The organism is Anatilimnocola floriformis (genome assembly GCF_024256385.1).
Classification (GTDB): domain Bacteria; phylum Planctomycetota; class Planctomycetia; order Pirellulales; family Pirellulaceae; genus Anatilimnocola; species Anatilimnocola floriformis.
The window spans coordinates 3680826-3707092 of sequence record NZ_JAMLFW010000001.1; the positions used below are offsets into that span (position 1 = coordinate 3680826).

General features: G+C 59.3%; 19 protein-coding genes. 6 read left to right on the top strand and 13 right to left on the bottom strand.

The window, feature by feature from the left end; translation table 11 throughout:
• Positions 1–369: 369 nt before the first annotated feature.
• Positions 370–867, bottom strand: coding sequence for a hypothetical protein (locus M9Q49_RS14135; protein WP_254509402.1), 498 nt, complete (start codon positions 865–867; stop codon positions 370–372).
• A 40-nt stretch (positions 868–907) separates the two neighbouring features.
• Positions 908–1621, bottom strand: a complete 714-nt coding sequence (locus tag M9Q49_RS14140; RefSeq protein WP_254509403.1) for a zinc ribbon domain-containing protein — start codon at positions 1619–1621, stop codon at positions 908–910.
• A gap of 276 nt (positions 1622–1897) precedes the next feature.
• On the opposite strand from M9Q49_RS14140, the gene M9Q49_RS14145 reads away from it, so the two are divergent.
• The gene (locus M9Q49_RS14145; RefSeq protein WP_254509404.1) at positions 1898–2002 is read left to right on the top strand and encodes a helix-turn-helix domain-containing protein; all 105 of its coding nucleotides are present in this window, start codon (positions 1898–1900) and stop codon (positions 2000–2002) included.
• 209 nt (positions 2003–2211) lie between these two features.
• On the opposite strand, the gene M9Q49_RS14150 is transcribed toward M9Q49_RS14145, so the two are convergent.
• The 8 genes from M9Q49_RS14150 to M9Q49_RS14190 all read right to left on the bottom strand — a co-directional run bounded on the left by M9Q49_RS14150 (position 2212) and on the right by M9Q49_RS14190 (position 9842).
• Positions 2212–2403, bottom strand: coding sequence for a hypothetical protein (locus M9Q49_RS14150; RefSeq protein WP_254509405.1), 192 nt, complete (start codon positions 2401–2403; stop codon positions 2212–2214).
• A 356-nt stretch (positions 2404–2759) separates the two neighbouring features.
• Positions 2760–4319 carry an AAA family ATPase gene (locus M9Q49_RS14160; RefSeq protein ID WP_254509407.1) on the bottom strand — a complete coding sequence of 520 codons (1560 nt, stop codon included), beginning with the start codon at positions 4317–4319 and terminating at the stop codon, positions 2760–2762.
• Positions 4320–4582: 263 nt separating this feature from the next.
• A complete protein-coding gene (locus M9Q49_RS14165; protein WP_254509408.1) occupies positions 4583–4780 on the bottom strand; it encodes a DUF2997 domain-containing protein in 198 nt (65 codons plus the stop codon).
• Complete coding sequence (locus M9Q49_RS14170; protein ID WP_315861177.1) at positions 4777–5061, bottom strand: DUF1257 domain-containing protein; 285 nt, start codon at positions 5059–5061, stop codon at positions 4777–4779. Before M9Q49_RS14170 ends, M9Q49_RS14165 begins: the two co-directional genes overlap by 4 nt.
• A gap of 179 nt (positions 5062–5240) precedes the next feature.
• Complete coding sequence (locus M9Q49_RS14175; RefSeq protein WP_254509409.1) at positions 5241–5792, bottom strand: hypothetical protein; 552 nt, start codon at positions 5790–5792, stop codon at positions 5241–5243.
• Positions 5793–6005: 213 nt separating this feature from the next.
• Positions 6006–6173 carry a hypothetical protein gene (locus M9Q49_RS14180; RefSeq protein WP_254509410.1) on the bottom strand — a complete coding sequence of 56 codons (168 nt, stop codon included), beginning with the start codon at positions 6171–6173 and terminating at the stop codon, positions 6006–6008.
• Between the two features lie 95 nt (positions 6174–6268).
• Positions 6269–8209, bottom strand: a complete 1941-nt coding sequence (locus M9Q49_RS14185) for a recombinase family protein (RefSeq protein WP_254509411.1) — start codon at positions 8207–8209, stop codon at positions 6269–6271.
• A gap of 403 nt (positions 8210–8612) precedes the next feature.
• On the bottom strand, positions 8613–9842 hold the full coding sequence (locus tag M9Q49_RS14190; protein ID WP_254509412.1) for a hypothetical protein: 1230 nt from the start codon (positions 9840–9842) through the stop codon (positions 8613–8615).
• A 103-nt stretch (positions 9843–9945) separates the two neighbouring features.
• Between M9Q49_RS14190 and M9Q49_RS14195 the strand changes: the two genes are divergently transcribed.
• On the top strand, positions 9946–10638 hold the full coding sequence (locus M9Q49_RS14195) for a hypothetical protein (RefSeq protein WP_254509413.1): 693 nt from the start codon (positions 9946–9948) through the stop codon (positions 10636–10638).
• Between the two features lie 14 nt (positions 10639–10652).
• On the opposite strand, the gene M9Q49_RS14200 is transcribed toward M9Q49_RS14195, so the two are convergent.
• Entirely contained in the window at positions 10653–15890 is a 5238-nt protein-coding gene (locus tag M9Q49_RS14200; protein ID WP_254509414.1) for a hypothetical protein, read from the bottom strand.
• Positions 15891–16098: 208 nt separating this feature from the next.
• Positions 16099–19188: a tetratricopeptide repeat protein gene (locus M9Q49_RS14205; protein ID WP_254509415.1), complete on the bottom strand. Its 3090-nt coding sequence runs from the start codon at positions 19186–19188 to the stop codon at positions 16099–16101.
• Between the two features lie 309 nt (positions 19189–19497).
• Between M9Q49_RS14205 and M9Q49_RS14210 the strand changes: the two genes are divergently transcribed.
• Together M9Q49_RS14210 and M9Q49_RS14215 are read left to right on the top strand one after the other, a co-directional pair.
• Complete coding sequence (locus M9Q49_RS14210) at positions 19498–20484, top strand: NAD-dependent epimerase/dehydratase family protein (RefSeq protein ID WP_254509416.1); 987 nt, start codon at positions 19498–19500, stop codon at positions 20482–20484.
• Positions 20485–20751: 267 nt separating this feature from the next.
• A complete protein-coding gene (locus M9Q49_RS14215; protein ID WP_254509417.1) occupies positions 20752–21219 on the top strand; it encodes a hypothetical protein in 468 nt (155 codons plus the stop codon).
• 247 nt (positions 21220–21466) lie between these two features.
• On the opposite strand, the gene M9Q49_RS14220 is transcribed toward M9Q49_RS14215, so the two are convergent.
• On the bottom strand, positions 21467–23869 hold the full coding sequence (locus M9Q49_RS14220; protein ID WP_254509418.1) for a DEAD/DEAH box helicase: 2403 nt from the start codon (positions 23867–23869) through the stop codon (positions 21467–21469).
• A gap of 164 nt (positions 23870–24033) precedes the next feature.
• On the opposite strand from M9Q49_RS14220, the gene M9Q49_RS14225 reads away from it, so the two are divergent.
• Positions 24034–25443: a hypothetical protein gene (locus tag M9Q49_RS14225; RefSeq protein WP_254509419.1), complete on the top strand. Its 1410-nt coding sequence runs from the start codon at positions 24034–24036 to the stop codon at positions 25441–25443.
• A gap of 56 nt (positions 25444–25499) precedes the next feature.
• Positions 25500–26255 carry a response regulator transcription factor gene (locus M9Q49_RS14230; protein WP_254509420.1) on the top strand — a complete coding sequence of 252 codons (756 nt, stop codon included), beginning with the start codon at positions 25500–25502 and terminating at the stop codon, positions 26253–26255.
• Positions 26256–26267 lie beyond the last annotated feature (12 nt).

Genomic DNA, 26267 nt, shown 5'->3' on the forward strand with positions numbered 1-26267 from the left:
TAGCCATCGGTAAAGCAACGTGAACCGACGACAACATGGATCGTGAAATGCAGATGATGCGCAAGATATCCTTACCGTTTTTGTACCGTTTTAGCTCGCTGGTACCGCCGAAAACCGCGTAAAAATGAGGGGGAATGAAAGGGATTGAAATGCTGTGTTTTTGGGGCTAAATTGCCTGCAATTCCCGGGAAATCTCGCGAAAACGCAAGCTCCTTTTCCTTGGCTGAAAATCCATATGTCGACGGTTCAACTCGTGCGGATCGCCTGATAGCTAAAAAATTGGATACACCCCGGTCGCCCGAAGGCGACCGGGTGCAAACGACGAATTGTGCTGATGCGGGAGCAGCGTACTTCCCCGCTGGGTCTGCATTAGCGAGTGGTGCGGAGATTCGCTCCAAGAATTCCAACCTTGATCCCTGCTTTTTGCAACACCGACGTAGCACGATTTGTCAACACGTACATTACGGCCAAATTGATGCACGGGAAGAACAGTCCCACGGCAAAGAACGCGATGGTCGGCACGGACATTTCCAGCGCACGACCCAGCCTAAAAAAGCACCAAACTCCGAACGCCGCGTTGCAGAGAAATCCTAGAATTCCCAACGGCCAAAGCCAACTCGTTTGAAGGAAATACCAGATTGGCAGTTGGCTTAAGATGTTGATTAGCAACGCGTACAGCAACAGTTTCTGTCTGTAAGCGACCTCTTGAAGCGGTGAGAGTTTAGATCCAAGGGAAACCTGAGTGGCCACAGGTGGAGGCGTGATGGTCTGCGGCGAGCGAACGACCAACGGAAAGCCGCATTGTGGGCAGGCTGGGGCTTGGTCGCTTACCTGACGCTGACATTCTGGGCAGGCAATTAATGGCATATCCATCTTTCTTCGAGTGGTGAGCGGTATCGCGGTTCAGCTAGTTGCTGCTCCGTGGCGGGAACTGGATCCTCGCTGTGATGTCGAGTAGTTCCTCTTGACGAATCTTAAAATTCTCCGCCGTCGTGAACGCGCGGATTTGATAGTAGGTGCGCGATGTTTCCACTACTGTGTGTAGAAAGGTGACACGCGTGCCGTCGTGACCGGCTTCGATGCGGCTCTGGACTGCTAAATGTCCGCCTACCTTCAGTGACACCGGGGCCGTCTGGGTTCCGTCCTGAAGTTCATTCAGTAGCAATTCACGTAACGCGCTTCCGTAGGCATCGAGCTTGTGAAATGCGGTCGTCAGGGCAGCTTTTTCTTCCGCAAAGACCACAATTCCTACGTCATGCTTTGGGTTCTGAATAAACAGAACGCTCTCGGGAAAGACCGCAGGATCGCTTGACCAATCCGAAGTGGCGATTACTTGTATCCGCCCGTCCGCATCGGCAAAGGTCTTGGAGACCGGCGCGGAAGTCGACTGAATCCTCGGTGTCGACTGTCGCTCAGATGGTGCGGGAAGTGCGAGAACAACCACATTCAGCAACAGCAAGCAAATTACGATGCTGTTGAGTAACCACCAGATGACCGACGGAGTGCTGAAAAGGGCTTGAGAAGCAGTGAAGTGTTCTGACCGCTGACTCGAACAGAAAGGACAATTGTCGTTTCCAGGCGGGATGTAGCGGCTGCAGAATTGGCAGGTTCGTGATGACATTAACTACCTCCATTTCGTGGTTTGTTTTTTTGAGTAGTGGGAACAGCCATTGCGTTGAATTCGGCAGAGACTGGCACTTCGGCAGCGTATCCCGAGCGCGGCGCAAAAGATACTTATAGCCCGTCGACCGATAGACATCTCCCTAACATGATCGAGAGATGGCAGAGTCGGCCGACATCTTGGAAAGCTTTGGCCAGCGCGTGAGGTCACTACGCATGGCAAAAGGGCTGGTCGCAAGAGGACTTTGCCCACGAATGCCAGCTCGACCGAACGTACATGGGCGGAATTGAGCGCGGCGAACGGAATGTCGCCCTGAGGAATATCGAGCGTATCGCAAAAGCCCTGGGGATCTCGATTGCAGAGTTAACCAGCGGCCTCTGATTTAGAATTCCCTATCTGGGAAAACACACCGCAACAACTGATGCACAAGCTTGTGTTGACTTACCAGTCGATGGTCACACAAGTCATGTACATGCCTCGCTTCGAATCCTAACTCGATAGCGGGTCGATGCGTAATGGAGCCAAGTGACTGCAGGAAAACTGGGCGACAACACTACGCGGCCGCCCGTAAGAACGAAAGCAACTGATGCTTACGCAACATACCGGCGCTGTTCGAGTTCGAGCGCATCCCAATCTACCACGTTAGGCAAACTGTGCTCGTCGGCCTCGTCAGCTGGGAATTTTGTGGACGGCGCAACGATGCTGAAGCCGCGCCGGCGGATAGTTTTGACCGATTCACCTGTCGCATCGGCGACGGATTGATCAAGTTCGGATTGGGTCATCAGTATTTCTCCTAATTGGGACGAAAAAGAACGGCCCGCACTACGCATGCGCGCAGTACGGGCCGAAGAATTGCTAAAGAGATCGAATGAGGGGCTCAACCGTTTTTCGTGAGCCAGTTGTCGGAAAGCCAAGCGGCTTCCGCAGTCAGCGCAAGACTACGAGCAGCAAACGGACCAAGTCGAGGTCCAGAAACCGGCGACAGATCGCAGAACCATTGGCCCGAAGAATCTGGTTCCACATATGAACCACGGCGAATGGTCAATTCGCCCAATTGAGCCAGGTCAATTTCCTCACCGTAGAGACAGTGAGTCTGACCGCGAGGAGTGATAACGAGTTGCATATTTGACGTCAGCCCTCACTTCCCGCGCCGCAGAATATTTCGCCGCGGCCGATCGACGAGCATGCCATCGAGCACGGACTGAACACTCGAAAGCTGGACAGCTACTTGTTGGCGCAGGTTCTGGTTATCCCGTAGCTGCTGAGGTTCAACGCCGCGAACCACACGCTGGGCCTGGGCCACGAGTTCATCGAGCTGCGCACACGAGCGGATGTTCAAGTGACGGAATCGCTCGAAAAAATCGCGAAGATTCTCGACTGCAGAATCCCGGAAGATCTTCGGCTTGCCAGCCAAACGACAGCAGGCTTTGATTTCTGCTCCAGTCCAGCCCTCGTGCGTTGGTAATTCCTGACCTGCATCAAGCTCATACTTGGCGATATAGACCTGCCAGATCGCTTGCCGTTGTTTTGCATCGGGGAGGTCGAGAAAGAAAACTCCGTCGAAGCGTTCGGCACGTGAGAACTCGGGCGGCAGCTTCGAAATATCGTTTGCAGTCGCAACCACGAACACGTCCGACTCGTGATCGTTGAGCCAGGAGAGAAAGCTTCCGAAGAGCCGCGTCGAAACGCCACTATCGCCCTGCCCGGAGACACCGCTGAACGCCTTCTCGCATTCATCTAAAAAGAGCACCGCCGGGGCCATAGCGTCGATGATCCGAAGAGCTTGGCGAATATTCGCTTCCGATTGCCCAACGAGCGAACCGAGCAGACTGGCGATGTCCAGCACAAGCGTTGGACGGCCGGTTTCATTTCCTAGGGCTTTGCAGAATTGCGATTTGCCACATCCTGGCGGCGATAGTAATAGGATCCCTCTCGGTCTGACTTCCGACTTGCGATTCGCCTGGAGGCGGAGGGAGCGCTGGCAAAAAGCCTTTACCGCTTCCAGTCCACCCAGATCTGCGAAGGTTTCGCCTCCCCTGTGTAGAGACAGCAGCCCGCTCTTCTTGAGCATCTGCGTCTTCACCTCCCAGAGCACATCCGCGCGCAACCTGCCGTGGCGAACAAGGGAGAGGCTGAAGGCTCCTTCGGCTTCGTACCGGGTCAGTCCTGCACTGGCGTCGAGAACGCGCTCGAACTCGATGCCATTCGGCAATTCTTCACGTTCGGTCGCAATGCTGCGAGCAATTTCCGCAAGCTGTTCGCGCACTGGCAATGTGTGCTCGACTACCACAAACTGTTTGTCGAGTTCAGCCGGCACTTGTACCACCGGCGATAGGACTACAATGAATGTTCGATTTTGTTTTCCTTGCGTAAGCTGTTTGGCCAGGGCTTGCACGACTTCGGTGCTGTGCAGGAACCGGTGAAAGTTGGTCAGTACCAGAATCGCCGGGTTGTCCGACGTGGGAAACGACCCAAGAGCACGAACCGCAGCGAGCGGATCAGTGGCGCCGGAATCGACGGTTGCTTCATGTCCGCGGATCTTGAGTCCTTCCTCAATATTCCAGGTTGCAAGCCGCCATTCTTCCCGGCGACAAAGCTCCGCAATCTCGGCGTGAGCATCGTCATGTTCATGTGACTCAATCCAAAGTCCGGTGAAGCAGGCGCGGACCAACTCTGACAATCGCTCGGTGAGCGACATAAAAACCTCCTTAAGGCAAGTCGAGAAGGGCCGGCGCCGCAGAATCGCAGCACCGGCCAGGACAGAATGGATGATCACTCGTTTAGTGGCCCGGCAGTTTTCGAGACGTACGGGCGTGCTATCGATAATTCGTTTCGTCGTCCGCAAGGGAAGACTACCGGTCGCGAGTTGTTAACGCTGCGAGACGAGTTGACGCGGTAGACGGTGCAAATGAATGTCTGGGTACCCTTCCGGTGCTGCTAGAAATAACCGGCATACCCAGCTCATACTTGCCCTTCCGTGACCGACTGTAGCGGGGACACCTGCTGATAGAACTCCGTTGCGAGCTTTTCGCTGACTCGAACGCCGAGCGCCTCTTCCATGAAGCGACTAGCCTGCCGACATTCGCTCCCGGCAAAGCCCTTCGTTTCGATCTTGGTTTCCCCCTTGGGCGATATGGTGACTTCGATGGTTTTCGTCATGCAGCACCTGCGGCAACGAGGATGGTGAGTTTGATCGAACCATCGGCGAGTGTTTGCTCGCTGATCGTATGTCCCTTCTTTCGGGCCTCGATCTTCGCCTTCTCGCAGGCATATCGCTGAAGAAAATGATCGAGTACTTGCTGTTGTCCCCAACGGCCGTTGTAGTTATCAAAGTGCAACTGGCCCGAACTCAGATCGCAGACAACCGGGTAGCTCCAACCAGGTAACGTGATGCCCCAACCGGATGCCACCGAGGTGAACAACTTGTGTTGACCATTCACTGGGGCGGAGAGGCCGAGACGCTTACAGGCTGCTAGAATTGCAGCAACATCTCGGACTTGGGTAGTAATGGAAACGATGTGCGAAATGATCAGCTCCTTTCGAGAAATATTGAGGTCTTAGGAGTGCCTGCTGTCGAATCAAAAAGCAGACATCGGGGTTTGATGGACTTGGTAATGCGTTAGCTGTGAGAATCCGCTGCCTGGATTCGTGGTTCGCCAGAATTGTGTTGCAATCGTGGGAGCCGAGCCGGCTGATCAGAGATGAGTTCCCGAGTCAGCTCATCAATCAGCACATTTCCCTCTTCTTCCCTCGTTGGTTCTCGCCACAAGCCAACCAGGGAAATCCCTGCCAGCACAAGCGGAGCGACAGCGGCAAACAACACTCCAACGGCGATAATGGAGTTTGCCGTCTGAGAATCGGTAAGCCGATCCTCGGCGACTTCCGCTCGCGCAACTTCGAGAGCGTCGCGCTGCTTGGCAAGCTCCGCCTGGTCTTGTCGCAGTGCATTTTGCATTTCAATGAGTTCACGGCGCGCTTTGGCGTCTGCCTCAACTAATTGCTGGCTGCCCTGCGCGATGCGCTGGGTAGAATCGGCCACGCGTTGATTTTGCACTGCTTGTTCATGTGTGACTTGTTGGGCGAGATCTCCGAGCCGCGAATCGCTACTGCATCCCACCATCAGGGTGAGTAAGCTCGCGGTCAGGATGCCCATCGCCATGTGTTGCTTCATTGGATTTAACTCTCTTGGTAAAAAGGACCTTGCGTAGCAACTCGCGGGTGGCGCGAAGCAACCGCATCTGCCACACGAGCGCCACCGCTAAAACAGTCACCGCTACAGAAAAACAGCCGATTAAGATGTTGATTTGCTTTTTACTCCTCTCTTGAAAATTGGATTTGTTCGATCAAAGCGACGCGTCCGCGCTGATAAGCTGTGACGCGATCACTATCGATTCCGTTCTTCAACTCGCTTCGCCTTGTTATGCGGCTGCGATTGAGCAATCTGCTTCACGACCTTTTGAGCCGTCAGGCGAATCAGTTCCCGCAATGCAGCGTTGATCCGCCGACTGTCCGTGGCCGCGTTTGAGAACGCTGGGCCGGCGTTTTCGGGCACTCAATTTCTCCTGGTTGTGCAAGAAATAGAAAAAGCCTGATCTGGCCGCAGGTGACCTAATCAGGCTTCCGAATTCATTCAGCTAACATTCTCCACTAGTCGTTCAAAGGTGGCTTTGGCGAAAAGTGATACCGGGGGTGTTTGTGCCGTCGGAACCGATTGTTGTCGTCTGGTGGCTCCGTAACGAGCACATACGGATCTAAAGTAGCCATCTTCTGCATGAGAGCGTCGAGCTTGAGCGCGTTCTGCACGGCGGGCTGAGTGATCCCCAGTTCTTTACCTACATCTCGCTGAAACATCTTCCGGCCAATCAACGTTACCACACGCTCGCGATAGGCAATCCGTTGCGGCGGTTCAAACAAATCGACAACAATCTCCTGGCTACGAAACAGCTGTGACTCGCTTGCCAAGCACTTTAGCTCAGGCACTAACGGTAGCAACGTGAGCGTGAATCTCGCGCGGAGCACGACGTCGCCGCCGTCGATCGGCCGGAAAGGGTCTACTACGATTGTCGTGATCAGTTTTTTCATCAGACGCGCGAAGTCTGGCGAATCATGGGCCAGCGACTGGAACGCTTGCTTGGCTAATTGCTTTAGCTCCTCCATCGATGGCAGACTGACTGCTTCACTTGGTTCCTTTTCAAGATCTCGTAGCTTGTCCTGCCAGTCAGACTTTTCGGCCTCAAGTTGTCGAAGTCGATCGTATAGACCTGAATTGCCACCGGACTCGCTAACGGCATCAATGATGTTGCCAAGCTTTCGCTCGGTGCCCGCAAGCTTTGCGGAAAACTCGGCATGGCGCACTTGCTTAGTGCTCGACTTACGCTCGAGTTCGGCACGTACCTCAGCTTCGTACGTTGCGTCATAGCCAGGCAGGCTACTTATCGCGTCCAGCACGGCTGCGGCGATCTTCGCAGATGCCTCCGGGCCATTGAACGTGGCGCCGTTCCAGCATGCATATTCACGAGCGCCGTTACACATCAGATTCTGCTTCTTTCCATGGCCTCCATAAACATAGGGATATCCGCATACTCCACAGGTGACATGCTGACCGGGCCAGACTGTACGTTTCTTGGGACGCCCCAAACGGGGATCCGCCTTACCCATTTTGCCCACAGAGTACATGGCATTCTTCAACTCCAACTTGCGAATCAATCGGTCGTAGCGTTCCGCAGCAACGAATGCCAAGTGTGGGCAGAGTCGCGTCTGCAGCTCTGCTTCAGGTGCTTTAACGGATTTGCGACGGCCCGTCTTATTGACCCGTTTACTGATCCGGCGATTGCGAACTCGCACACCTTTCAGAATTGGATTGAAAACTATCCGCCGGACCATCACTCCGGTCCAAGTTTTCCGCCGGCACCATTGACCAGTCGGAACGCCCTGAGCGTTCAGCCAGTCGGCAACTTCAGAGTACGATTGGTCGTCTTCAAGTCGTCGAAAGATCTCCTCGATGACGGGCTCCATCTCGGGGCGTTTTTTCAACTGCTCGTCTTTTTCACACTCCTTCGATTTTTCGTAGCAAAATATTACAGTCTGAACCACACCACCGTTGTTGAAGCGATTTCGGAGTGAACGCCGAATTCGCTTCGCTGTGTCTCGGTTGTATTGCTCGTGACGAAACGAGGCAAAGAACGAGTTCATCCGCCAATCTTCTTGGGCTGTGTCGATGTTGTCGTTTAACGCAATCAGCCGGACGCCGTGGTCCTCGCAGAGTTCGCAAAATTCAGAAGCCTGAAGTCGACGCGCGATCCGACCGAGGTCCTCGGAAATCACCAGATCGATTTTGCGGCTCTTGATAAATTTTTTCAGTCGACGCAGCTCTTTCCGATCAAGGCGTTCGCCGCTTCCTTGCGTTGCCAGAACCTTGACGCCGAACCGTCCTGCGTAATGATCCGTAAGCCACTCGCGCACCAGCGCCTCTTGGTCTGCCAGGCTCTTTTCATCTTGCTTATCCGTGCTGATGCGAGCGACGACGACAACACGGAGCTGGCGTCCATTGCGGGCGACGAGCGGCGGATTCAAATACGATCGCGACATAGCCAAACTCCCTTTGGGCTTGAACCATGCCAGCCGTTTTCTGATTGACACAGTGTGTCAGAACAGGTGAGAAACCCTGAGAGTACGTGACAATTCGTGACTACCGACCGACCGCAACTAAAGATCAAGGCAGCAGGAGGTTACGACTGCAAGTGACTGGTGATAGCCACATTACGGTGAGCAAGGAAGTCGAGTCCCTTGCCCTCCGCTTACGTAAGATGGCGAATTGTCGCGACTTACGCCAATCACTTAGAGGCCTCGCAGCTATCCGGCTGCGGGGCTTTTTTCGTGGGTTTAGACGAAAGTGTAGACTTTTCAACCGCGGCCGCTCCGCCGTCTACTCGGCATTCTGGCCAACGTAGTACGCCATCGTGGTGCTGATCTCGCGGGTCTGCTCGCTTGCTTACTTCGCTGCGCGAATTGCCGGCCAGTCGATTTCATAAAAGCGGCATTCGGTGGCCACTTTGCCTGGTTCGGCGATGGCTGCCCGCAGACGACCGGCGTGCGGCCAGCTGACGACGCTGATCAGCGTGGAATCTTGTCGAGCTGCGTGCAGCAGACTCTTGGCCGCGGCGAAGTCGATCGGCTGGCCGCTGGCGAGGCACTTTTCGCATTCGCTCTTGAGAATGCCGCAGCGCCCCTTGGCCAGATCGGCGGCGTTCTTCACATGATGATTGGCGACAAACAGAGCGCTCGCGCGTGCCTCTGGTTTGCGAACGACAGCGGTCGGTGAAGTGGCCGAGGGAGTGAATTCGAGAATGATGGGCGTTTGCTGGCCAAGCTCTGTTTTTGCCGGAACCACGTGCAGCAGGATCGGCAGCGCGAAGTGAGCTTTCACTTGCGAAGTCAATTCTTCCACGGCGGCTTCGGGCCGAGCGGTTTCCAGATAGCTCCGCATCACCAGGCCCGCGGTGATCGGTTCTTTCGGCAAGACTTCGCGCGGGCTTGGTCCGCCAGTGTCCGGCGCGATGTACATTCCCACGTCGTTGATCGCCGAGATGCCGCAGCCGATGAAGCCGAAGAACAACGCGTCGATGGTCGGTCGCAGGCCGCTTTCGGCTGGCTCGATCGACAGCACGCAAAAGTTCTCGCGCGGCAGCAGCGCTGGATAATCGAAGTTGCGACCGACAATCAGTTCGCCGCCTGCGGCAGCCGAACCCCACGCAGAAAACTGGCTGCAGCGAAAAAGTTCGAAGACATCGGCTGTGTTAAGCAGTACCAGATCGTCGAGATTGAGCGGTCGCTTGATGGCCGTAATGATTCTCTCTTCGGCGGTGGTGCTCTGTTCGATGCCGGCGAGCATTCCTTGCAATTCGTCTCGAAATCGCTCCGGCAACTGAAACTGCTTCGATAAGACGATCGACGCCGACCAACCGCCGGGGAGCCGCTTGTTCAAGATGCTGGCGAGTTGATTGCAGCTTTGGACGATTTCCTTGCCCGCCAATTTGCCGTGGGCTTCGCCGCGTTCGCGATGCGTGCCGCGCAGTTGCAGCACCGGCAGGCCATCCATCTTGCCGCGCCAGCTCTGACCGTGGCGAGCTGTGATTTCCACCGTGGGCTGAGCGGCAAGCGCCGGATGCAACAACACGCAGGCGACGATCAACGCGGGGAGAGTTTTCCAAAAGGGAAGCATTCGTCGATCCTTGGTTGGCCGCGGCCGCAAAACTCTTGAGTCCAGTGGCAGAATACCGATACAATTCAGACATCGCCACCACCATCCTTCTGCAGGCAATACCATGCGTCGCCTCAACTGGTTTTATGCTGCCGGAGGAATTTCGTTGCTCTTTGCCGGCAACGTGGCGTTTGGTCAGGCGGTGCAGCTGCCGACGTTCCAGGTTTTTTCGGTCGATACGACCGTCTCGGTTCCTGACGGCGGGGGAATGTTGCTCGGAGGCATGAATCGCGCCGCCGATAGCAGCGTGACGCGCGGCTTGCCGCTGGGAAGCAAGCTGCCCGGCCTTGGACGACTCGGAACCAACAGCGGCATCAGCAGCACGCGCAGTGCATCGAACATGAGCGTGCACGCCTCGATCATCGACAACCACGAACTCGATGAAGCCGTGCTCGCCACTGCGGCGGCTCGCCGTGGCAGTTCGCTCACCGACAAGCAGGCCCTCGCCACCCAGCAGCGAGCCGACTTTCTGACTCGCAATCTGGCGACGACGGACCGGCCTGTTGTCGAAACGAAATCAGCCGCGCCGAGCGTGGAAGAGATCCGCCGCAAGAACGAACTGGCAGCCGCCAATCGCGACGCCGAAGCCCTGAGCTATTTCACCAAGGCTCAAGCGGCCGAAGCCGAGCAAAAGCCGGGCGTAGCCAAGGTCTATTACCAGATGGTCGCCCGCCGCGCGACTGGCGAACTCAAATTGCTCGCCGAAACTCGCCTCGCCGCGCTCGACCCGCGAGCGAAGTCGCTCGCGGTGAAGTAGCAGCCGCTGCAGATTTACTTCTTCGGCTTGCTTTTTTGTGGAGGAGGCGCCGTGTTCTCGTAGAGAACCAAGCGACGGTAATGAACTTCCAAGGAAAGGAGGTTCATCGTGGTGACGTACAGCCGGCCGGCATGGGCCGACCAACGGTCCGGCACCGGGCCGCGAGGTTGCCAGCTGCCAGCAAGCGGGCCCGTCTTAATCTGCGAATTGACCAGCAACGGATTGAGCTTGGCGTTCCAGGCTTCCCAGTGGTCCCCGCCCATCGCAAACATCACCTGCGTGCCGTAGTACCAATAGTAAGTGTCACGCAGCGGCTCGCGCGGCGTGCCGATCGCAGGCAGGTTTTTCTTGAGGTAGTCGGCCCCGTTACGCATGATGTCGCTGTCGAGTTTTGTATCGCGATGCATTCGCATCGTCAAACCGACAGCCGTCATGGTCTTGGTCGCACTCAAACCGTGCCGCTGCTCCGGCGTGTCGGGAGCATACGGGTTGTAACGGAACTCATGCGGAGCGGCGCTCGACTTCTCGGCAGAGTTGAGCCAGGCATCGATCTTGGCATAGGTCTCTTTGGGCACTGTGAGGTTGGCTAGCTCGCCGCTCTTCAACGCCATCAGCATCCAACCGCTGACGGAAGTATCGGAACCAACACCGGGAGCATACCGCCAGCCGCCGCGTTCTTTGTGCTGCGCTTCAACGATGAAGTCGATTGCTTTCTGCGCGGGAACACGGAGTTCGGGATCCTGAGTCATGCCATAGGCTTCGCAGAGGGCGATCGCGCCCAGGGCATGGCTGTAAAGCCAGGTGCTTTGATTGGCGTTGTCGTCGGTCGCAACAAACAGGTCGCCGTTCTCGCGCTGATGAGCGAGCAGGAACTCGAGACCGGCGCGGACAACGGATTTGTATTCGTGCTCGCGGTGTGTATGGCCGTGCCCCTGGAACGCCAGCAGCGCGAGCGCCGTGGCTGCTGTGTCGGAAGACAGTTGCGTTTCCTCTCCATAGCCCTGCAGCGTCCAACGACCATCCGTCAGTTGATTACGAGCTAAGAATCGCAATCCCAGCTCGATCGTGTTGTCGGTGGCTGGCGGAGGAGCGCCGCGACCGCGGCCACCACCAACACCATTGCCGCGCATTGAACGATTGGCGTAAGGATCAGTCGCAATCACCACCGATGTGCTAGTAGCGGGAAGACCGCCGGCCTGCTGACGAAGGAAGCGCGCCGCTTGAACTTGAATATTGACGCTGTCCTCGCGGGCCTGCCGCGAATTTAAACCGACGCGCGGTGTGTGCTCGGCGCCGAGACCACCCACGCCATCGGGAGCTTCGATGTTGACCGTCACGCTCTCGCTGGTGTTGCGGGTCATCGGGCCGGTCCCCATGTTGCCCATGCCGTGATCGAGTTCGGCTTGAACGACCGCTTCGGTCGGGCCCATCGTGGGCATTTCGGCTGCGGTCGAACCGACGCCAGCCACCTGGGTGGTCGCGGCCCGCGCGCCCGGTCCGCCAGCCGTCTTGCCCGGACCGCCGACTTCGGGGCCTTCGTTGGCTGTGCCCGGGCCTGCGTTTCGTCGGCCGTTGCCTGTGCCCGGCCCGCCGGCGACGGCGGTATCGACGATCTGCGCACCGGCGAGCGCGCCAGTTGGTCCGCTGCCGATAACGCCGGGGGCTCCACCAGCGAGACGCTGTGGATCGGTCCCTTGCGCGGCGAGAGCCTGGCCGTTCGGTACGCCGCCCGACGCTGGGGCGCCGGCGACTTCGACAGTTTCGGCGCGCGTATCGGATCCCAGCGTCATACCCTTCGCGGTGCGCGAACCCTTGCCCGTGCCGCCGCCAAACTGTGTAGCGCCAACCGCGCCGCCGAGTTCTGGAATGTCAGCGCCGCCGCCACCTGTTCCCGCCCGGGCCACGGCGGTGCTGCCGACCTTGCCGGAACCACCGCGACCTTCGCCACCCAGCGCGTTACCGCCGCCTGGCTCTCCGTCGAGCAAAGGCGAGCCACCACGGGGTGCGCCGCCGTTACGATTTTGCCGTCCCGTTGCCGTCGAAGCAGCGGCCACCTGGGGCGAAGCATTGGGAAAGCCTCCGTCCCCTCCAGCGCCCTGCGGCGATTGCACGCCTTCGGCAATGATCGGTCCACCGATTGCCAGCTGCGGCCCACCACCCGCGGCCTGACGAGCGAGCCGCTTCGCTTTTTCTTCTTCGTCTTCCAGACCGGCGAGCCCCGCCGCGCCGGAGCCGTTGCCAGTCCCTTCGCCTGCGCGAGCAACCGCAGAACCGCCCAGCGCACCGGCCGCATTCGCTTCGGCGAGCGGACCTTGTTCAGCAGCTCGCGAAGGGCCACCCGAAGCAGCACCGGTGCCGGCCACCTCAGTGCGCGCCGCACTGCCGCCTGCGGGTCCAGGTTCCAAGCCGCTTCCTTGACCTCCGCCCGTGCCGGCAGGAGCGGCGACATCGTCACCCACGCGGGCCGAGGCGAGCGACATATTCGGACTGCCGCCCATGCCGGCGCGGGAAAGTTGCGGGCCGATCGACTCCAAACCTGGTTCGCCCTGGCCACCACCACCGGCGCGACCGCTGCCAGTTCCGCCACCGCCGGGACCACCGTTGCCGCCTCGTCCGCCTGCTTCGGCGACGAGTTGCGGCGGGCCAAAGTCGACTTCGCCAGTGCCGCGAACGCCGGTGACTTCACCGCGGCGAGCATTTGAATCGGCGCGAGTCAGAGTGGCGCTGCTGTTGGCAGTAATTTCGCCGGCGACATCCGTCGAGCCGGGAGAGCTTGCTTGTTCGCCACCAACCGCGCGAAGCGATGCTGTAGGCATGTCGACACCGCCGCGACCACGGGCGAGTTGTCCCGGTGCGGTCGGAACCGCCGCATTGCCGGCGGGACCGGTTTGTGTTGTATCTGCGCGACGCGCGGTGGAGGAACCAGCGAGTCCGGTGCCGGTGCCGCCCGCGCCGGGCGCGCCACCAGCGGGACCGCCGGGAGTGGAGCGATCCATGTTCGGACTGCCACCGACGCCAGCCAAGCTGCCGGTCGCTCGTTCAGCGCCAGTCGCTGCGGCCTGCAAGGAGTCTCCTGCGCCGCTGCCGTTTCCTGCCGCGGCCACGGCTCGAGTGGGACTATCGACGCCGGTCGGCGAAGTCGCCTGCGCTGCTCTGGCGATGGCCCGATTGGGCGAAGGCCCCGGCGTGCCGCCTGGATCGAGCGTCGCTGTTCCGGAACCACCGCCAGCGCGGGCCGCGCCGCCACCTTGCGTGAATTGCGCGGTCGGGCCGGTTACGTTGCCGGGGGCTGACGGCTGAGTGCGCGTAGCGCCGGCTGCTCCGGGGCCTGTTTGTCGTGAAGCCACTGCGGTCGAAGGGCCGATCGAGGCGTTGCCGTCCGTTTGCGTTCCGCCACTGCCGGGCACGTTGGCGACGGTCGTCGAGCCGTTGCCAGGGCCAGCCTTCGTCGAACGTGAAGCAACTTGGGCTGGTCCGCTCCCGGCTGCGGGCGCCGCGTTATTTCCGCTGCCGCTGGATGAGCGACGAGGGGCCGTCGAACTGTTGGTTGGATTCGGATTGTTCGAAGCAACGGACGACGGCCGCGGTTGGCCGGTGGTCGGCGCTTGTTGTTCGGCGGCTTTGGTCGCGCGTTGCGTTGCTGTGCTGCTGGGCGAAAGATCACCGCTGGTGGCGACCTGCGTGCGTCCTGTTGCTGCTTCGGCAACTTTCGTCGCGCCAGGAATGCTCGGTGCTCCGGTGCCGCTGTTGCGCGAGAAGGTGGGGGCCTGCGTGGGATTATTCGTGGCGAGCGGGCCGGGCTGACCGGCGGTGCGCGTGACTCGCGACGAAGGCTGATTGGTTTGGGTATTCGTGGGCTCCGCCGAAGGCATGTCGGCGGGGCGAGTCGTGGTGACGGCTGCCGTCGAGCGAGCGCTGGCGCTGTTGCGGGGCGTGAGCGATGCTTCGGCGCCGGCTGATTCGCCGGGTGAGCCGCTGAGGAGCGAAGTATCGGCTTGGGTGCGGGTATTCGATTTGCCGGTGCTGCGCGGCTGACGATTCGGAATCGGCGAGGGAGCCTGCGCGATCGCCGGTGCTGGCGGCAGTTCGACTTGCCGTCGCTGCGGTTGCGGCGTGGCAGGGTCCGAGCTGGCTTCGAGCAGCGGCTCGTTGCGATTGCGGTTGCGTGCCGGGCTCGCCGTGATGGTCTTGGTCGACTGCGTGTTCGCGGGCGCGAGATCCTGCTTCGACGTTTGCTTCGTCGCGCCGGGAGTATCGACAGCGGCGACTTGCGAGCGAGGCGTCTGCTCTGGGCGAGCGATCTGACGGGGCAGCGTCGGCTGACCTGCTGTTTCGACCGTGGGAGAATTCTGCTCCGATCGCCGCGCGGGGCCGGCTACGGGAGCTGGCGTGGGAGCGGTTGGCGCTGTCACGTTTTTCGCCGTGGAAGTCGGCGCCGCGGCGGGGCGTTCGGCTGGCGATGCAGCGGGACGAACTTCGGCGGGCGCAGTTTTCGGCTGCTGCACTTGCGGCACGGCGACGGGCGGCGGAATCAACGAACTGATTTTTGATTCCGAAGGTTTGACTTGCCGCGACAATCGCGACGTAGTGGTCTCGAACTTCGGCGCCGCTTCGTTCGGCTGGGCTTTCTTGGTTAGGTTCGGCTCGGTCGTGGGAATCGAGGCAGGCACCGGAACCGGCACGGCAATGGGTGGTTGGCGGGTTGGTGCAGCCGGCGGCCTGTTTTGCGGGGTTTCGATTCGCGCTGTTTCCGCGGCGGGTGTGCTGAGTTCCGGCGCGGCGGTTTCGACGGGGCGTTCGTGGTCCTGCTGGGGCCGTTCTTCCGTCGCCTGAATCGGCGTGCGATGGATCGAAACCGGTTTGTGGGGGCGGCGCTCGATGACGCGGGCATCGGGAGAAGTGGGTGGCGACTGTGCCACGAACAGGCCCGTTTGATACATCTGCACGACGAGCGCGAGGTGAATGATTGCCCCGATGACCGCCGAAAACTGAATGCTCCGCCGCCACATGCGGTTGTCGAGCAGCGTAAAGCCCAGCATCAAACCGCCGACGATCACCGGCACGCCAACGACATAGGTCCAGGCGTTCGACTCCCAATTGGGCGACGAAAAGCTGGCGTAGGCCAGGCTCACGCCGATGGAGAATGCACCCAGTACGATTAGCGCGATGTAGGTTGGCCAGAGCTGCTCTTCAAAGACATCGCCCTGCTGCTCGATGGGTGGCTTGCGGACCACGCGTCGGATTTTCGACATCGCTCTCTCCCAAAACCGGCTGCCGCCGTCGACTTCCTGGGCAATCTGGCGATTGCGAATCGTTGCCAACCGCGGTGCTTTGGTCGTGTAACCTGGCTTTTAAACACGCGTTGGCAGCAGCCTTCTCAATTCAATTGTACTTGACGCCGCGCTCGCATGAGAACGCGCTGATTGGTTCGTAATGTCGGGCTGATTCCGGCGAAATCGCCTACAACTTGTTCAAAACGTCCAGCCGCTTCTTTGCATCGGCGGCCAACTCGTGCTGAGCGTGCTTTTCGACGACGAACGAATAAAACCGCTTGGCGTCGGCAATCAGTTTCGCCTTGGCCGCGGGATCTTTGGCATCGGAGATTTGCACTTCGGCACAGCGGCCGGCTTCGAAGCCCGACTTCGCTTGCCAGTTCTTGGTTTCCGGCGTGGCGTTGTCGCCGCCAAAGCCGAACATCGAGCGTTGGAACTCGCGGATGGCCGTGTCGAACGCCTTCTTGCCGAAGTGGACTTCACCCATCATGAAGCGAGCCCGCGCACCGATGTGGTCGCGCGACTTCGTGGCGGCTGCTTCGTAATCCTTCAGCGCGTCATCGGTTTGGCCGAGCTTTTCTTTGGCGTAGCCTGATTCGTAGAGAGCTTCGGGAATGCTGGTTGAATCGGGATACTTCGTCGCGATTTGCGAGAGGAAATCGAGGCTCTCCTTCCACTGTTTCAGTTGCGACGCGCTCTGCCCGGCATGCAGCAACAACAGTTGGTCCATCTTGGGCGACGAGAGCTTCTCCTTGCTGGCCGCCTGGAAGGCCGCCAAAGCCTCTTTGAACGTCCCTTGCTTGAACAGACTCTCGGCTTTCATAAACGAAGCATCGCCGGCAAACGGCCCGGTCGGCGAATCTTTGATCTGAGCGCCAAACGCGGCCGCGGCAGCGTCGTATTGCTTCAGTTGGTAGTTGGCCCAACCGAGCTTGTGATTGGCTTTTTCTAGCAACACGCTGGCCGGCTTGCCGGCGACGGCGGCGGTGTAACTCTTCACCGCGTCGGCGTATTCCTTCTTGTCGTACAGCTCTTCGCCGATCTGAAAATTGGCTTCCGGGGCAAAGGCGCTGGTCGGATGTTCTTTGGCTAGTTGGGCAAAAAGAGCACTCGCTTCGGCGTCTTTCTTTTGCAGCTTCATAGCCCACGCCAGTTCATTCACGGCGCTGTCGCTGCGGACATACTTCGGGAAGTCCTTCAGCAAGCCGGCGAAGGTTTTCTCCGCGGCGGCATTGTCCTTGAGGGCCACTTCGGCCAGGCCCCGCTCATACAAAGCGTCGGCTTTCGCGTTGCCTTCCGGATTGGTCTTTAGGTAGGCGTCAATGTCTTCAATCGCGCCCTTCGAATCATCCGACAATCGACGAGCCATACCGCGGGCGTATTGCGCGTCGGCGACTAACGCATGATCTTTGTGCTGCGCGATCAGGCCGGTCATCGTCTTGGCAGCTGCGGCGTATTCCTTGGCATTCAGCTGCGACCAGCCTTTGCCGTAGATCGCGTAGGGAACAAAGCTCGAATCAGGCCACTTGGTGATGACCGTGTCGTAGAGCGAAGCCGATGTTTTGTAGTCTTCTTCCTCGAACGAAATCTCGCCGAGGCGGAAATTGGCCTGGTCGAGCTTGGCGCTCTCGGGGAAGTCCTTCAGCAGTTGATTGAGGGTCTTCTTGGCTTCGGCGACTTTCTTTTCTTTCCGCTGAGCCCGCGCGAGAGTCAGTAGCGACTCTTCGGCGAACTGCGATTTGGGGCTGGCCGAGAGACTGTCCGCCAGGGCCTTTTCGGCCTCGGGAAACTTGTCGAGCGAGGCCTGGCTCACACCGATGTAGTAGTTGGCTTCGGCTTTGGCTTCGGGCGATTTCAGGTCCTTCAGCGCGGCTTGCAGCGCGGTGACGGTCTCGGCGTATTTCTTCTGCAGATAAAGCGTCACACCCCAGCGCAACCGCCAAACATCGATTTCGCCGTGCGTCGGATGATCCTTCACGAGCTGAGCAAACTTGGTTTCCGCCGCAGGATAATCCTTGAGCTGCAAGGCACACTCGGCGGCCACGTATTGCGTGTCGGGCAGCAACTTGTCCTTGGCATAAGCCTTCGCAAAGTCGGCAGCGAGCGTTTTGCCCTGTTCGTAGTCTTTCAACTCTAGCGCGGTGAAGGCGGCGTCATAAAGTGCCTTGGGCGCGATGTCGTGATCGGGATGATCCTTGACGAGCTTGGCATAAGCGGCGAGGGCTTCCTTATTTTTGCCAGCGGCGAGGAGGGCGTCTCCTTCGTCGTCTTTCAGGTTCACCAGGAAGGGGCTGTCCTTGGCCGCGGCGGCGATTTGCTTGCTGGCGACTTCGACGGCTTTGTCGTTTTGTTTTTGGCGGAGATAAATAGTGCACAGCCAGTGAGCCGCTTCGGTGGCTTGGTTGCCGCCGGCTTCGAGGGCTTTTTGCAGAGACTTGGCCGATTCGTCGTACTTTTCGGCCCGCAGAAAATAGCGGCCGGCCTGCAGCGCGGCATCGGCGGCGAGCGGACTCTTGCCGTAATCGGCGGCGACCACTGCATAGGCAGCGCCCGCTTCGGCCAGCTTGTTGTTGCGCCCCAGGATGGCCGCTTTGCGAACCGCGACTTCGGCGGCGTTGGCGTTGTCGGCAAATTCCTTCAAAAACGCATCGGCAGCCGTCACGGCATCGGGATACTTATCGGCTTCTTCCAAAGTGGCTGCCGCCGCGTACATCGCATCGGCCCGACGGGCGGATTTTGGATAGTCCTTATTCAGCTTGTCGTAAGCGGCAACGGCCTCGACCTTTTTACCCGCCGCGTACAGAGCTTCTCCTTGATAATAGAGCGCCTCTTCGGCGTACTTGCTCTTGGGGAACTGCTTCACCAGGTCGGCGAAGTTGGCGGCGGCCTTTTCGTTCAATCCCTCTTTGCCGGCGCCGGCCTGCGAAAACTGCGACGAGGCCAGGTTGTACAGCGTCTCTTCCAGCAGGTCGAACTTCGGGTGATTTTTGACAACCGCTTCGAACGCTTCCGACGCCTTATCAAATTGCTTCAGCTGCAGACGACAAACGCCCAGGTAGTGCTGTGCCTTGGCCGCGAGCGGATCCTTGGCGTAATCCTTGAGAAACTTTTCCCATTCCTCGGCAGCGCCGTCGAACGCGCCGTTGTTTTGAAAATTGGCTGCGTCCGAAAAGGCTGCCTTGGCCGCCTCGGACGATTCTGCCTTGTCTTGGCCCCAGGCCGTGACTGTCGACAGAACCAGCACGATGCCAATGACTGGCATGAAAAACTGCCGCATGATTGCTCTTCCGCTGTTGATTGATCTGGCAAATCCGCCGGCCAGGCAAGCACCACGAAAAACCTGGCCGGATGGGAGCCGATCTTGTGCCTGATCGATCGGTTCGCTTCGAGTCGCGCCCAGGAAAGGCTCCCAAACCCAGTGTATAACCGTCTTCCGAGGTGGTAAAGTCACGGGATTGAGCCTACGCAAGCTGTTGGCCGCTCAGGCGGTTACCGTTACGCGCAACGGCGTGAAATTGCCACAAAGAATGAAACGTCGCTCCCCAGCCGAGCGACAAGCGACGCGCATGAGAACTGAGCAACGCGCATGAAAACTCTCGTCACCGGCGGAGCCGGGTTCATTGGTTCCCATCTGGTCGAAGCTTTGCTCGCCTCGGGCCGGCATGTAACGGTCGTCGACGATGAATCGACCGGACGATTTGCCAATCTCGACCGCCCGCAGTTGGTCGCCGCCCAAAAAGCAGAAAAACTTACGCTGATCCGCGGCAGCATCGGCGATTTCCAACTGGTGAAGTCGCTGCTCGATGGCGTGGCCGAGGTCTATCACTTGGCCGCGGCCGTCGGCGTCGCTTTGATTGCCAAAGAGCCGCGCCAAACGATCGAACGGAACATCTATCCCACGCAATTGCTGCTAGACGAGCTTTGCAACCGCCATCAGCAAGGACAAGCGGTGAAGTTCTTTCTGGCCAGCACCAGCGAAGTCTACGGCAAGAACCCGAAGCCGGTTTGGAATGAAGAAGACGACTTGGTCTTCGGTTCCACCACCAAGCCTCGCTGGTCCTACGGGGCCAGCAAAGCCATCGATGAGTTTCTGACGCTGGCCTGCAGCCGGCAGTTCGGCCTGCCGGTGGTGATCGCTCGCTTCTTCAATGTCGTCGGCCCGCGGCAGACCGGCGCTTATGGCATGGTGTTGCCCCGCTTTGTCGCCGCTGCTCGGGCGGGCAAGCCGCTCGTTGTGCACGACGATGGTCAGCAGACTCGCTGCTTCGCCCACGTGGCCGATGTCATCCGCGCGATCATCGGCTTGATGAAATCCCCCGCCACCATCGGCCGCGTGTTCAACATCGGCAGCGACCAGCCGATCTCGATCTTGCAGCTCGCCGAACGAGTGATCGAGCTGACGAAGTCGTCCTCGAAGGTCGAATTCCAAAGTTACCACGACGCCTACGACGCCGATTTCGAAGACATCCGCCGCCGCGTGCCGGATCTCTCCCGCATTCAGGCGACGATCGGCTGGCAAACGCGTTTGACGCTCGACGACATCATCCAAGATTGCCTGCAAGGCAGTCCGTAGCGGCGGCGATCCCGCTTGCAATCGTTGCCAGCAGTTCAGGCCGCAAGCATGTTAAAGTTCGCCGGTTCCGCAGGAGCCGCGCTCTTGCCAATTCGGGCGAACCTTGGAACACAGGGGCCGCCGATAAGCCAAATACACCAGCCCGCCGGCGCGCCAATTCCCACCTCGCGCCACGACTGACCCCACCTCAACTCCCCCACCAGATTGTTGCTGTGAGTTCGCAGCTTAACGCTGCAAACGCACATGCTCCCCCGCTGGAGAATCATCATGCGCGCGTATTTGACGTTGGCCGTCGCCTTCGCGGCGGCTGTCTGCTCGGTTGGCATCGCTTCCGCGCAGTGCAACAGCTGCGGCAATGGCAACGGCGCTGGCGGCTGCGGCCCGCACGGCTGCCGGCTGCATCACCACCAGAAGTACATCGAAGGCAAAGACCGCGGGTTCAACTGCAGCTGCCAAGGTAGCTACAACTACCCAGTGCCGCCGCTCTACACCTATCATTGGCCCGGCATGTACAAAGCCGAGCGGATGACGGATTACCACAGCCCGTTCCGCTTCCCGCCGATCAAGCCGTTCCAGGATGAAGTTGTCGCGCCCGCGTTGCCGGCGCCGGTGAGCGAAGAACTGCCGAGCGAACTGCAACCCATCTCGCACGCTCGCCCGATCCTCGGCGAAGTCTCGACGCTCGGTCAGCCGGAGTCGATGAGCAACAAACTGCTGCAGAGCTTTGTGCGCTAAGCCCATTGTCATCGTTTTCTCCGCAAACGATGAATGGAAGCAACCTGATCGCGGGCGCAGGAACGAGCCCGCGATGTTCCGGGTTTGGTAGATCGAGGTTGGAGCGCGCTCTTACTACAACCGCAGACTCCGCTGCAAACTCCACTCGCCAAAGTGCCAAAATCGCGGAGCTCTTTCGGCGGCGCGCGGTTGGTTCACTTCAACCCATCGTTCGCGGAGCGAACGACGACAATGTAGTCGTCAATAACTACAACCCCGCTTTCTCCGCATCTTCAAGCGTCTTATCCGTACTCTCCGGATCGACCTGCCGGCAAGCCTCGGTAAGGATCGTCGCGATGTCGGTCAGCTCCGCCTGCCAATCAGCGAGCGGCACCTCGGGCGGATGCAGCGAAGATAGCTCCTTCAGCAGCAGAATCATCCGCAGAAAATGGCGGAAGAAAATTCCTTCCTGCTTCTGCAGGCCGTGCGCGGTGATGTACTTGTTGAATTGCCCTTGGAAGGCTAACAGCTCGCCGACGGCCCAGACCGGTGTGGTGTAGAGCGTGTGAACGTCGGGGAACTGCGCATCGAAGAGCATCCGCAACTTCTCGGCCAGCGTGAAGATTTTGAGCCGCTGTTCGTAAGGCAGCCGCCGCTGCTCTTCTTTTTCTTCGTCACTCATCGGCGCGCCCAGTTGCACCGCCGTGGCGAGACCCAGCGTGAGTAATTCCTGATCGAGTCGCAGTGTGGCGAGCGGGCCGGCCGGCATATCTTCGTACCAGGGAACGCGCGCGAGTCGAGCCGCCGTGGTCGGGATTTCTAGAACGCTTTCGAACGCTTGGATCCGCTCATTCCGATCGGCAATGCCCAATTGGTTGACGAGATAAACCGCGTAGAGGGGATTGATGCTGCGAATGCCGAGGAGCCGTTTCATCTCCGGCGTGGGCACGGCGCGATGAGGCTGATACGCCGCAACCGCCGGTTCAACGGGCTTGGCGGGTTCTTTGCGAGCAGCTTCCGCGGTCGGCCCGCTCGCTTTGTCTTTGGCCAGTTGCGAAAGCGCAGCCGACATCAGTCGTTCGGTTTCGGTCGGCTTCTTCGGCTGGGCCTTTTCCTTTTCGGCGACCACTTCGGCCGGGGTTGGTTTCGGCGGCGGCGGTGGCTCGAGCGTCACATAGCCGGCGGCCCACATCGTCATCAGCATCCGATCGAGTTGCTTCTGCCCTTGCACTTGCTTCGCCGAGTCGAGCAATCGCTTGCCGACGAGTTTGCGGAGCGGATCGACTTCCGGCGATGCATCGAGCAGATACGCCAGCAATCGCCACGGAAGATTGCCGCGGCTGGTGAGTTTGCCAGGCGGCGCAATTTGCAACTGCGTGAACTGCGACTCCTGCCAGTACTGTTGTGTCTGGCTGCGCGTCGGCTGTTTTCGCTTCAGCTCTTTTTTCGCTCGCAGCAGATTGGGATCTTTCGTGTCTTCGGGAATCTGATCGTATTTCGCCCGCCAGCGGAGAATTTTGACGTCGTCTTCGTGTGCCATCGCGAAGACATAACCCTGATTATCAAATTGCGGCCGACCGGCTCGACCGAAGATCTGATGCGCGCTGCTGGGTTCGATCAGCTTCATTTCGCCCGGCGGTCCTTTGAGCAATGTGGGCAACACCACGCTCCGCGCCGGCAAGTTGATGCCCGCCGAGAGCGTCTCCGTGCAGACGCACACGCTGAGGAGCTTCTTTTGAAATAGCATTTCGACGATGCGACGATATTTGGGCAGCACGCCCGCATGATGCACACCCACGCCGCGAAACAGCAGTTGCTTTAGCTTCGGCCCGACCCCTTCGCGAAAGTCGAAGCGGTCGAGTTCCGCGGCCAACCTCTTCTGTTGGCCATCGGCGAGGAGCGTCTTCCCCTTCAGCTGCTCGGCGATGTTCCAGCAGGTATCGCGATTGAAAGCAAAGATCAACGCCGGCGTGTACCGCAGCGTCTCATCCCCTTCGGCCATCTTTTCGATTTGCTCATTGAGCAGTTCATCGCCGACCCAGCGATACGACAGCGGCACCTTGCGCTCGGTTCCTTGCACCAGTTCGATGTTTCGCTGATGGCTGTGCCGCAACCATTGCGTGAACTCGAACGCATTGCCAACCGTCGCCGACAGCAACAGCAATCGCACATGGGGCGGCAACAAGCCGAGCGAGAGTTCCCAGACCATGCCTCGCTCGGGATCGGCGAAATTGTGGAACTCGTCCATCACCACGGCCGAGACGCAGCTGAAATCAAAGGCTTCGGTATGCAGCAGGCGGTTGAGGAGAATTTCGGCGACGACGACGAGGATTGTGGCTTCGGGATTCACTCGCCGGTTGCCGGTCACCAGGCCGACGTCATCGCGCGAAAAGCCCCACCGCTCAGCGGCATCCTGCATCTCGGCAAACTTCTGCTCGGTCAGCGCGATCAGCGGCGTGGTGTAGTAGGCGACCGTGTTCGTATGCAGGGCCTCAAACAGCGCGGCCTCAGCGATCAGCGTTTTGCCGGTGCCCGTCGGCGCGCAGACCAGCACGCCTTGCTCGGCCGTGAAGTACTGCAGCAGCGCCTCTTCCTGCACCGGATAGGGCGGATAAGGCAGCTGTTCGAGATAGCGAGTGGCAAGCTCATCGCGCGTTGGTAGGTTCGACATGCGTGCTTTATAGCGGATTTGCTGGAGAGACGTCTTTCTCAATGAGGCGTCAAAGGCGTCTTTTCGCCGATGGTTGCCTGTTACAAACGAGTTACCCCCCAGATTGACAGGCGACACTAGAATCCGTCGATGAGTCGAGAAGACGCCATTTACGGAGAACAATCATGTCGCGGTTCCTTGCTTCGCTCGTCGTGCTCGGATTGCTGGGCCTGCAATCCGCTCAAGCCGGCTTTCGTGTCGACACGCCCGAACTGATGCAGCAGGTCGTTTCGAGCGATCCTGCGGTGCGAACCAAGGTGATCGAGGAGTTGCGGGCCGCCGGTCCCGATGCCATGCGTCCGCTGTTCGAGTTGCGCGACCATTTACAAATGCTCCGCGATGCGGCTCGCCAGGCCGGCAAGGACGATTCTTTGGCCGTCGAGCAACTGGCTCGGGCCGAAGGGGTGATCGATGAAGTCGCCGCCCAGCGTTATGCCTGCCACAGCCGGTTGTATTGGTTCACCGACCTCGAAGCCGCGAAGGCCGTGGCCGTCAAAGAGAAGAAGCCGATCCTCAGCCTGCGAATGCTCGGCAAATTGAACGAAGACTTCAGCTGTGCCAACAGCCGCTTCTTCCGCACGACACTCTACGCCAACGAGGACATTTCGAAACTCCTCCGCGAGCGGTTTGTGCTTCACTGGAAGTCGGTTCGCCCCGTGCCGAAAGTGACGATCGATTTCGGCGACGGCCGCAAACTCGAACGAACGCTGACCGGCAACAGCATTCACTATGTCCTCACGCCCGAAGGTGACATCGTCGATGCCTTGCCGGGCTTGTATGGTCCGGCCGCATTTTTGCAGCACTTGCAAGACGTGCTTCCCGTCTGCGCCACCGTGCAACAACTCGAGGGCCAGGCGCGAGTGAACAACTTGACTGCCTATCATCAGAGCGCAATCTCGAAACTCGATCAGCGCTGGGCCGATGACTACCAGTCGGCCGCGCAAGCGCTGGGGCTGCCAGTTTCACGAGCCGTCGGGCCAGATGAGCTCAAGAACACTCTGACTGCTGCACAACCGGCCCAACAAGTCCAACTGCCGCCCGCAGCGGAGCCGCCGGCCGGCAAGGCAGTCCGAGTTGCGGTTCCAAAAATGCGCATCGAACGCCGATTGGTGAATGCCGCCGTACCGAGCGATCCGGTGGCTGTGACGGATGAGCGGTTGTGGGAAGCGATTGCTCAATTGCACGCCAAGGAAGCTCAGCTGGATGCCGCGAGCCTGTCGTTGATCCGCAGCCAGAACCCCACCGCCATTCGCGCCGGCGGTGTGACTCGCGGCAAACGCGATGTCGAAGATCCGCTCCTCCGGATGGTTCGTTCGCTGCAGGGCTCGATCGCCATCGATACCGTGCGCAACGAATACCAACTCCACCGCCAGATTCACCAATGGCTGGCCGCAGCCGACCATGCTGAAGTGGAGCAGTTCAACGAGCAGGTTTACGCCCAGCTGTTTCTCACGCCGAGCTCCGATCCTTGGCTCGGGCTCGCGCCGGCCGATGCTTATTCCGCGTTGCCAAACGGCGGCGTGGCGACAAAGTAAGTTATGATAAATCTGCCTCCTCACCACTGAATTCTGACCTCCGACTTTGGTCGACCATGTCCACACGCACCATCTTGACCGTCGAAGACGATGCCGCCATTCGCCGCGGCATTGTCGATGCATTGCGGTTCGTCGGCTTTCAAGTGTTGCAGGCCGGGCATGGCGACGTCGGTCGCGAGATGGCCGTGCAGCAGTCGTACGATCTGCTGCTGCTCGATCTCGTTTTGCCGGGCTGTTCGGGGCTCGATATTCTGCGCGCAGTCCGATCCACTCGGCCCACGCAGCCCGTGATCATTCTCACCGCTCGCGGCGAAGAGCAAGATCGCGTCGAAGGGCTTCGCGCGGGGGCTGACGACTACGTCGTGAAGCCTTTCAGCGTAAAAGAACTGCTGGCCCGCGTCGAAGCCGTGCTCCGTCGTTCGCCGGCGCGGCCCAGCGATATCGAACAAATCGCCATTCCCAGCGGCGCAGCTGATTTGTCGCGCCGCGAAGTTCGTTACGACGATGGCGAACGTTGTGAACTCTCGGAACGCGAAGTGGAACTGCTCCGCTATCTGGCCAGCAATCCGCAGCGAGCGATTTCGCGCGAAGAGCTGCTCGCCAACGTCTGGCGAATCAATCCCGATGGCTTGCCGACGCGGACCATCGATATGCACATCGTTCGTCTGCGCGAAAAACTGCGCGACGATCCGACGCAGCCGAAAGTGTTGCTGACTGTTCGCGGCAAGGGATATATGTTCGCTTTGGAAGCGAGCGAACCGGCGAAAGTATTGGCGGAGCCAGCGGCCAAAGTTACGTCTGCACGCAAGTAAGAAGCAAAGCCA

Excerpts from the sequence above, each read along its gene's own strand:
- M9Q49_RS14135 (WP_254509402.1), bottom strand. The coding sequence starts at position 867 with ATGCCATTAATTGCCTGCCCAGAATGTCAGCGTCAGGTAAGCGACCAA.
- M9Q49_RS14140 (WP_254509403.1), bottom strand. The coding sequence starts at position 1,621 with ATGTCATCACGAACCTGCCAATTCTGCAGCCGCTACATCCCGCCTGGA.
- M9Q49_RS14145 (WP_254509404.1), top strand. The coding sequence starts at position 1,898 with ATGGGCGGAATTGAGCGCGGCGAACGGAATGTCGCCCTGAGGAATATC.
- M9Q49_RS14150 (WP_254509405.1), bottom strand. The coding sequence starts at position 2,403 with ATGACCCAATCCGAACTTGATCAATCCGTCGCCGATGCGACAGGTGAA.
- M9Q49_RS14160 (WP_254509407.1), bottom strand. The coding sequence starts at position 4,319 with ATGTCGCTCACCGAGCGATTGTCAGAGTTGGTCCGCGCCTGCTTCACC.
- M9Q49_RS14165 (WP_254509408.1), bottom strand. The coding sequence starts at position 4,780 with ATGACGAAAACCATCGAAGTCACCATATCGCCCAAGGGGGAAACCAAG.
- M9Q49_RS14175 (WP_254509409.1), bottom strand. The coding sequence starts at position 5,792 with ATGAAGCAACACATGGCGATGGGCATCCTGACCGCGAGCTTACTCACC.
- M9Q49_RS14185 (WP_254509411.1), bottom strand. The coding sequence starts at position 8,209 with ATGTCGCGATCGTATTTGAATCCGCCGCTCGTCGCCCGCAATGGACGC.
- M9Q49_RS14190 (WP_254509412.1), bottom strand. The coding sequence starts at position 9,842 with ATGCTTCCCTTTTGGAAAACTCTCCCCGCGTTGATCGTCGCCTGCGTG.
- M9Q49_RS14195 (WP_254509413.1), top strand. The coding sequence starts at position 9,946 with ATGCGTCGCCTCAACTGGTTTTATGCTGCCGGAGGAATTTCGTTGCTC.
- M9Q49_RS14200 (WP_254509414.1), bottom strand. The coding sequence starts at position 15,890 with ATGTCGAAAATCCGACGCGTGGTCCGCAAGCCACCCATCGAGCAGCAG.
- M9Q49_RS14205 (WP_254509415.1), bottom strand. The coding sequence starts at position 19,188 with ATGCGGCAGTTTTTCATGCCAGTCATTGGCATCGTGCTGGTTCTGTCG.
- M9Q49_RS14210 (WP_254509416.1), top strand. The coding sequence starts at position 19,498 with ATGAAAACTCTCGTCACCGGCGGAGCCGGGTTCATTGGTTCCCATCTG.
- M9Q49_RS14215 (WP_254509417.1), top strand. The coding sequence starts at position 20,752 with ATGCGCGCGTATTTGACGTTGGCCGTCGCCTTCGCGGCGGCTGTCTGC.
- M9Q49_RS14220 (WP_254509418.1), bottom strand. The coding sequence starts at position 23,869 with ATGTCGAACCTACCAACGCGCGATGAGCTTGCCACTCGCTATCTCGAA.
- M9Q49_RS14225 (WP_254509419.1), top strand. The coding sequence starts at position 24,034 with ATGTCGCGGTTCCTTGCTTCGCTCGTCGTGCTCGGATTGCTGGGCCTG.
- M9Q49_RS14230 (WP_254509420.1), top strand. The coding sequence starts at position 25,500 with ATGTCCACACGCACCATCTTGACCGTCGAAGACGATGCCGCCATTCGC.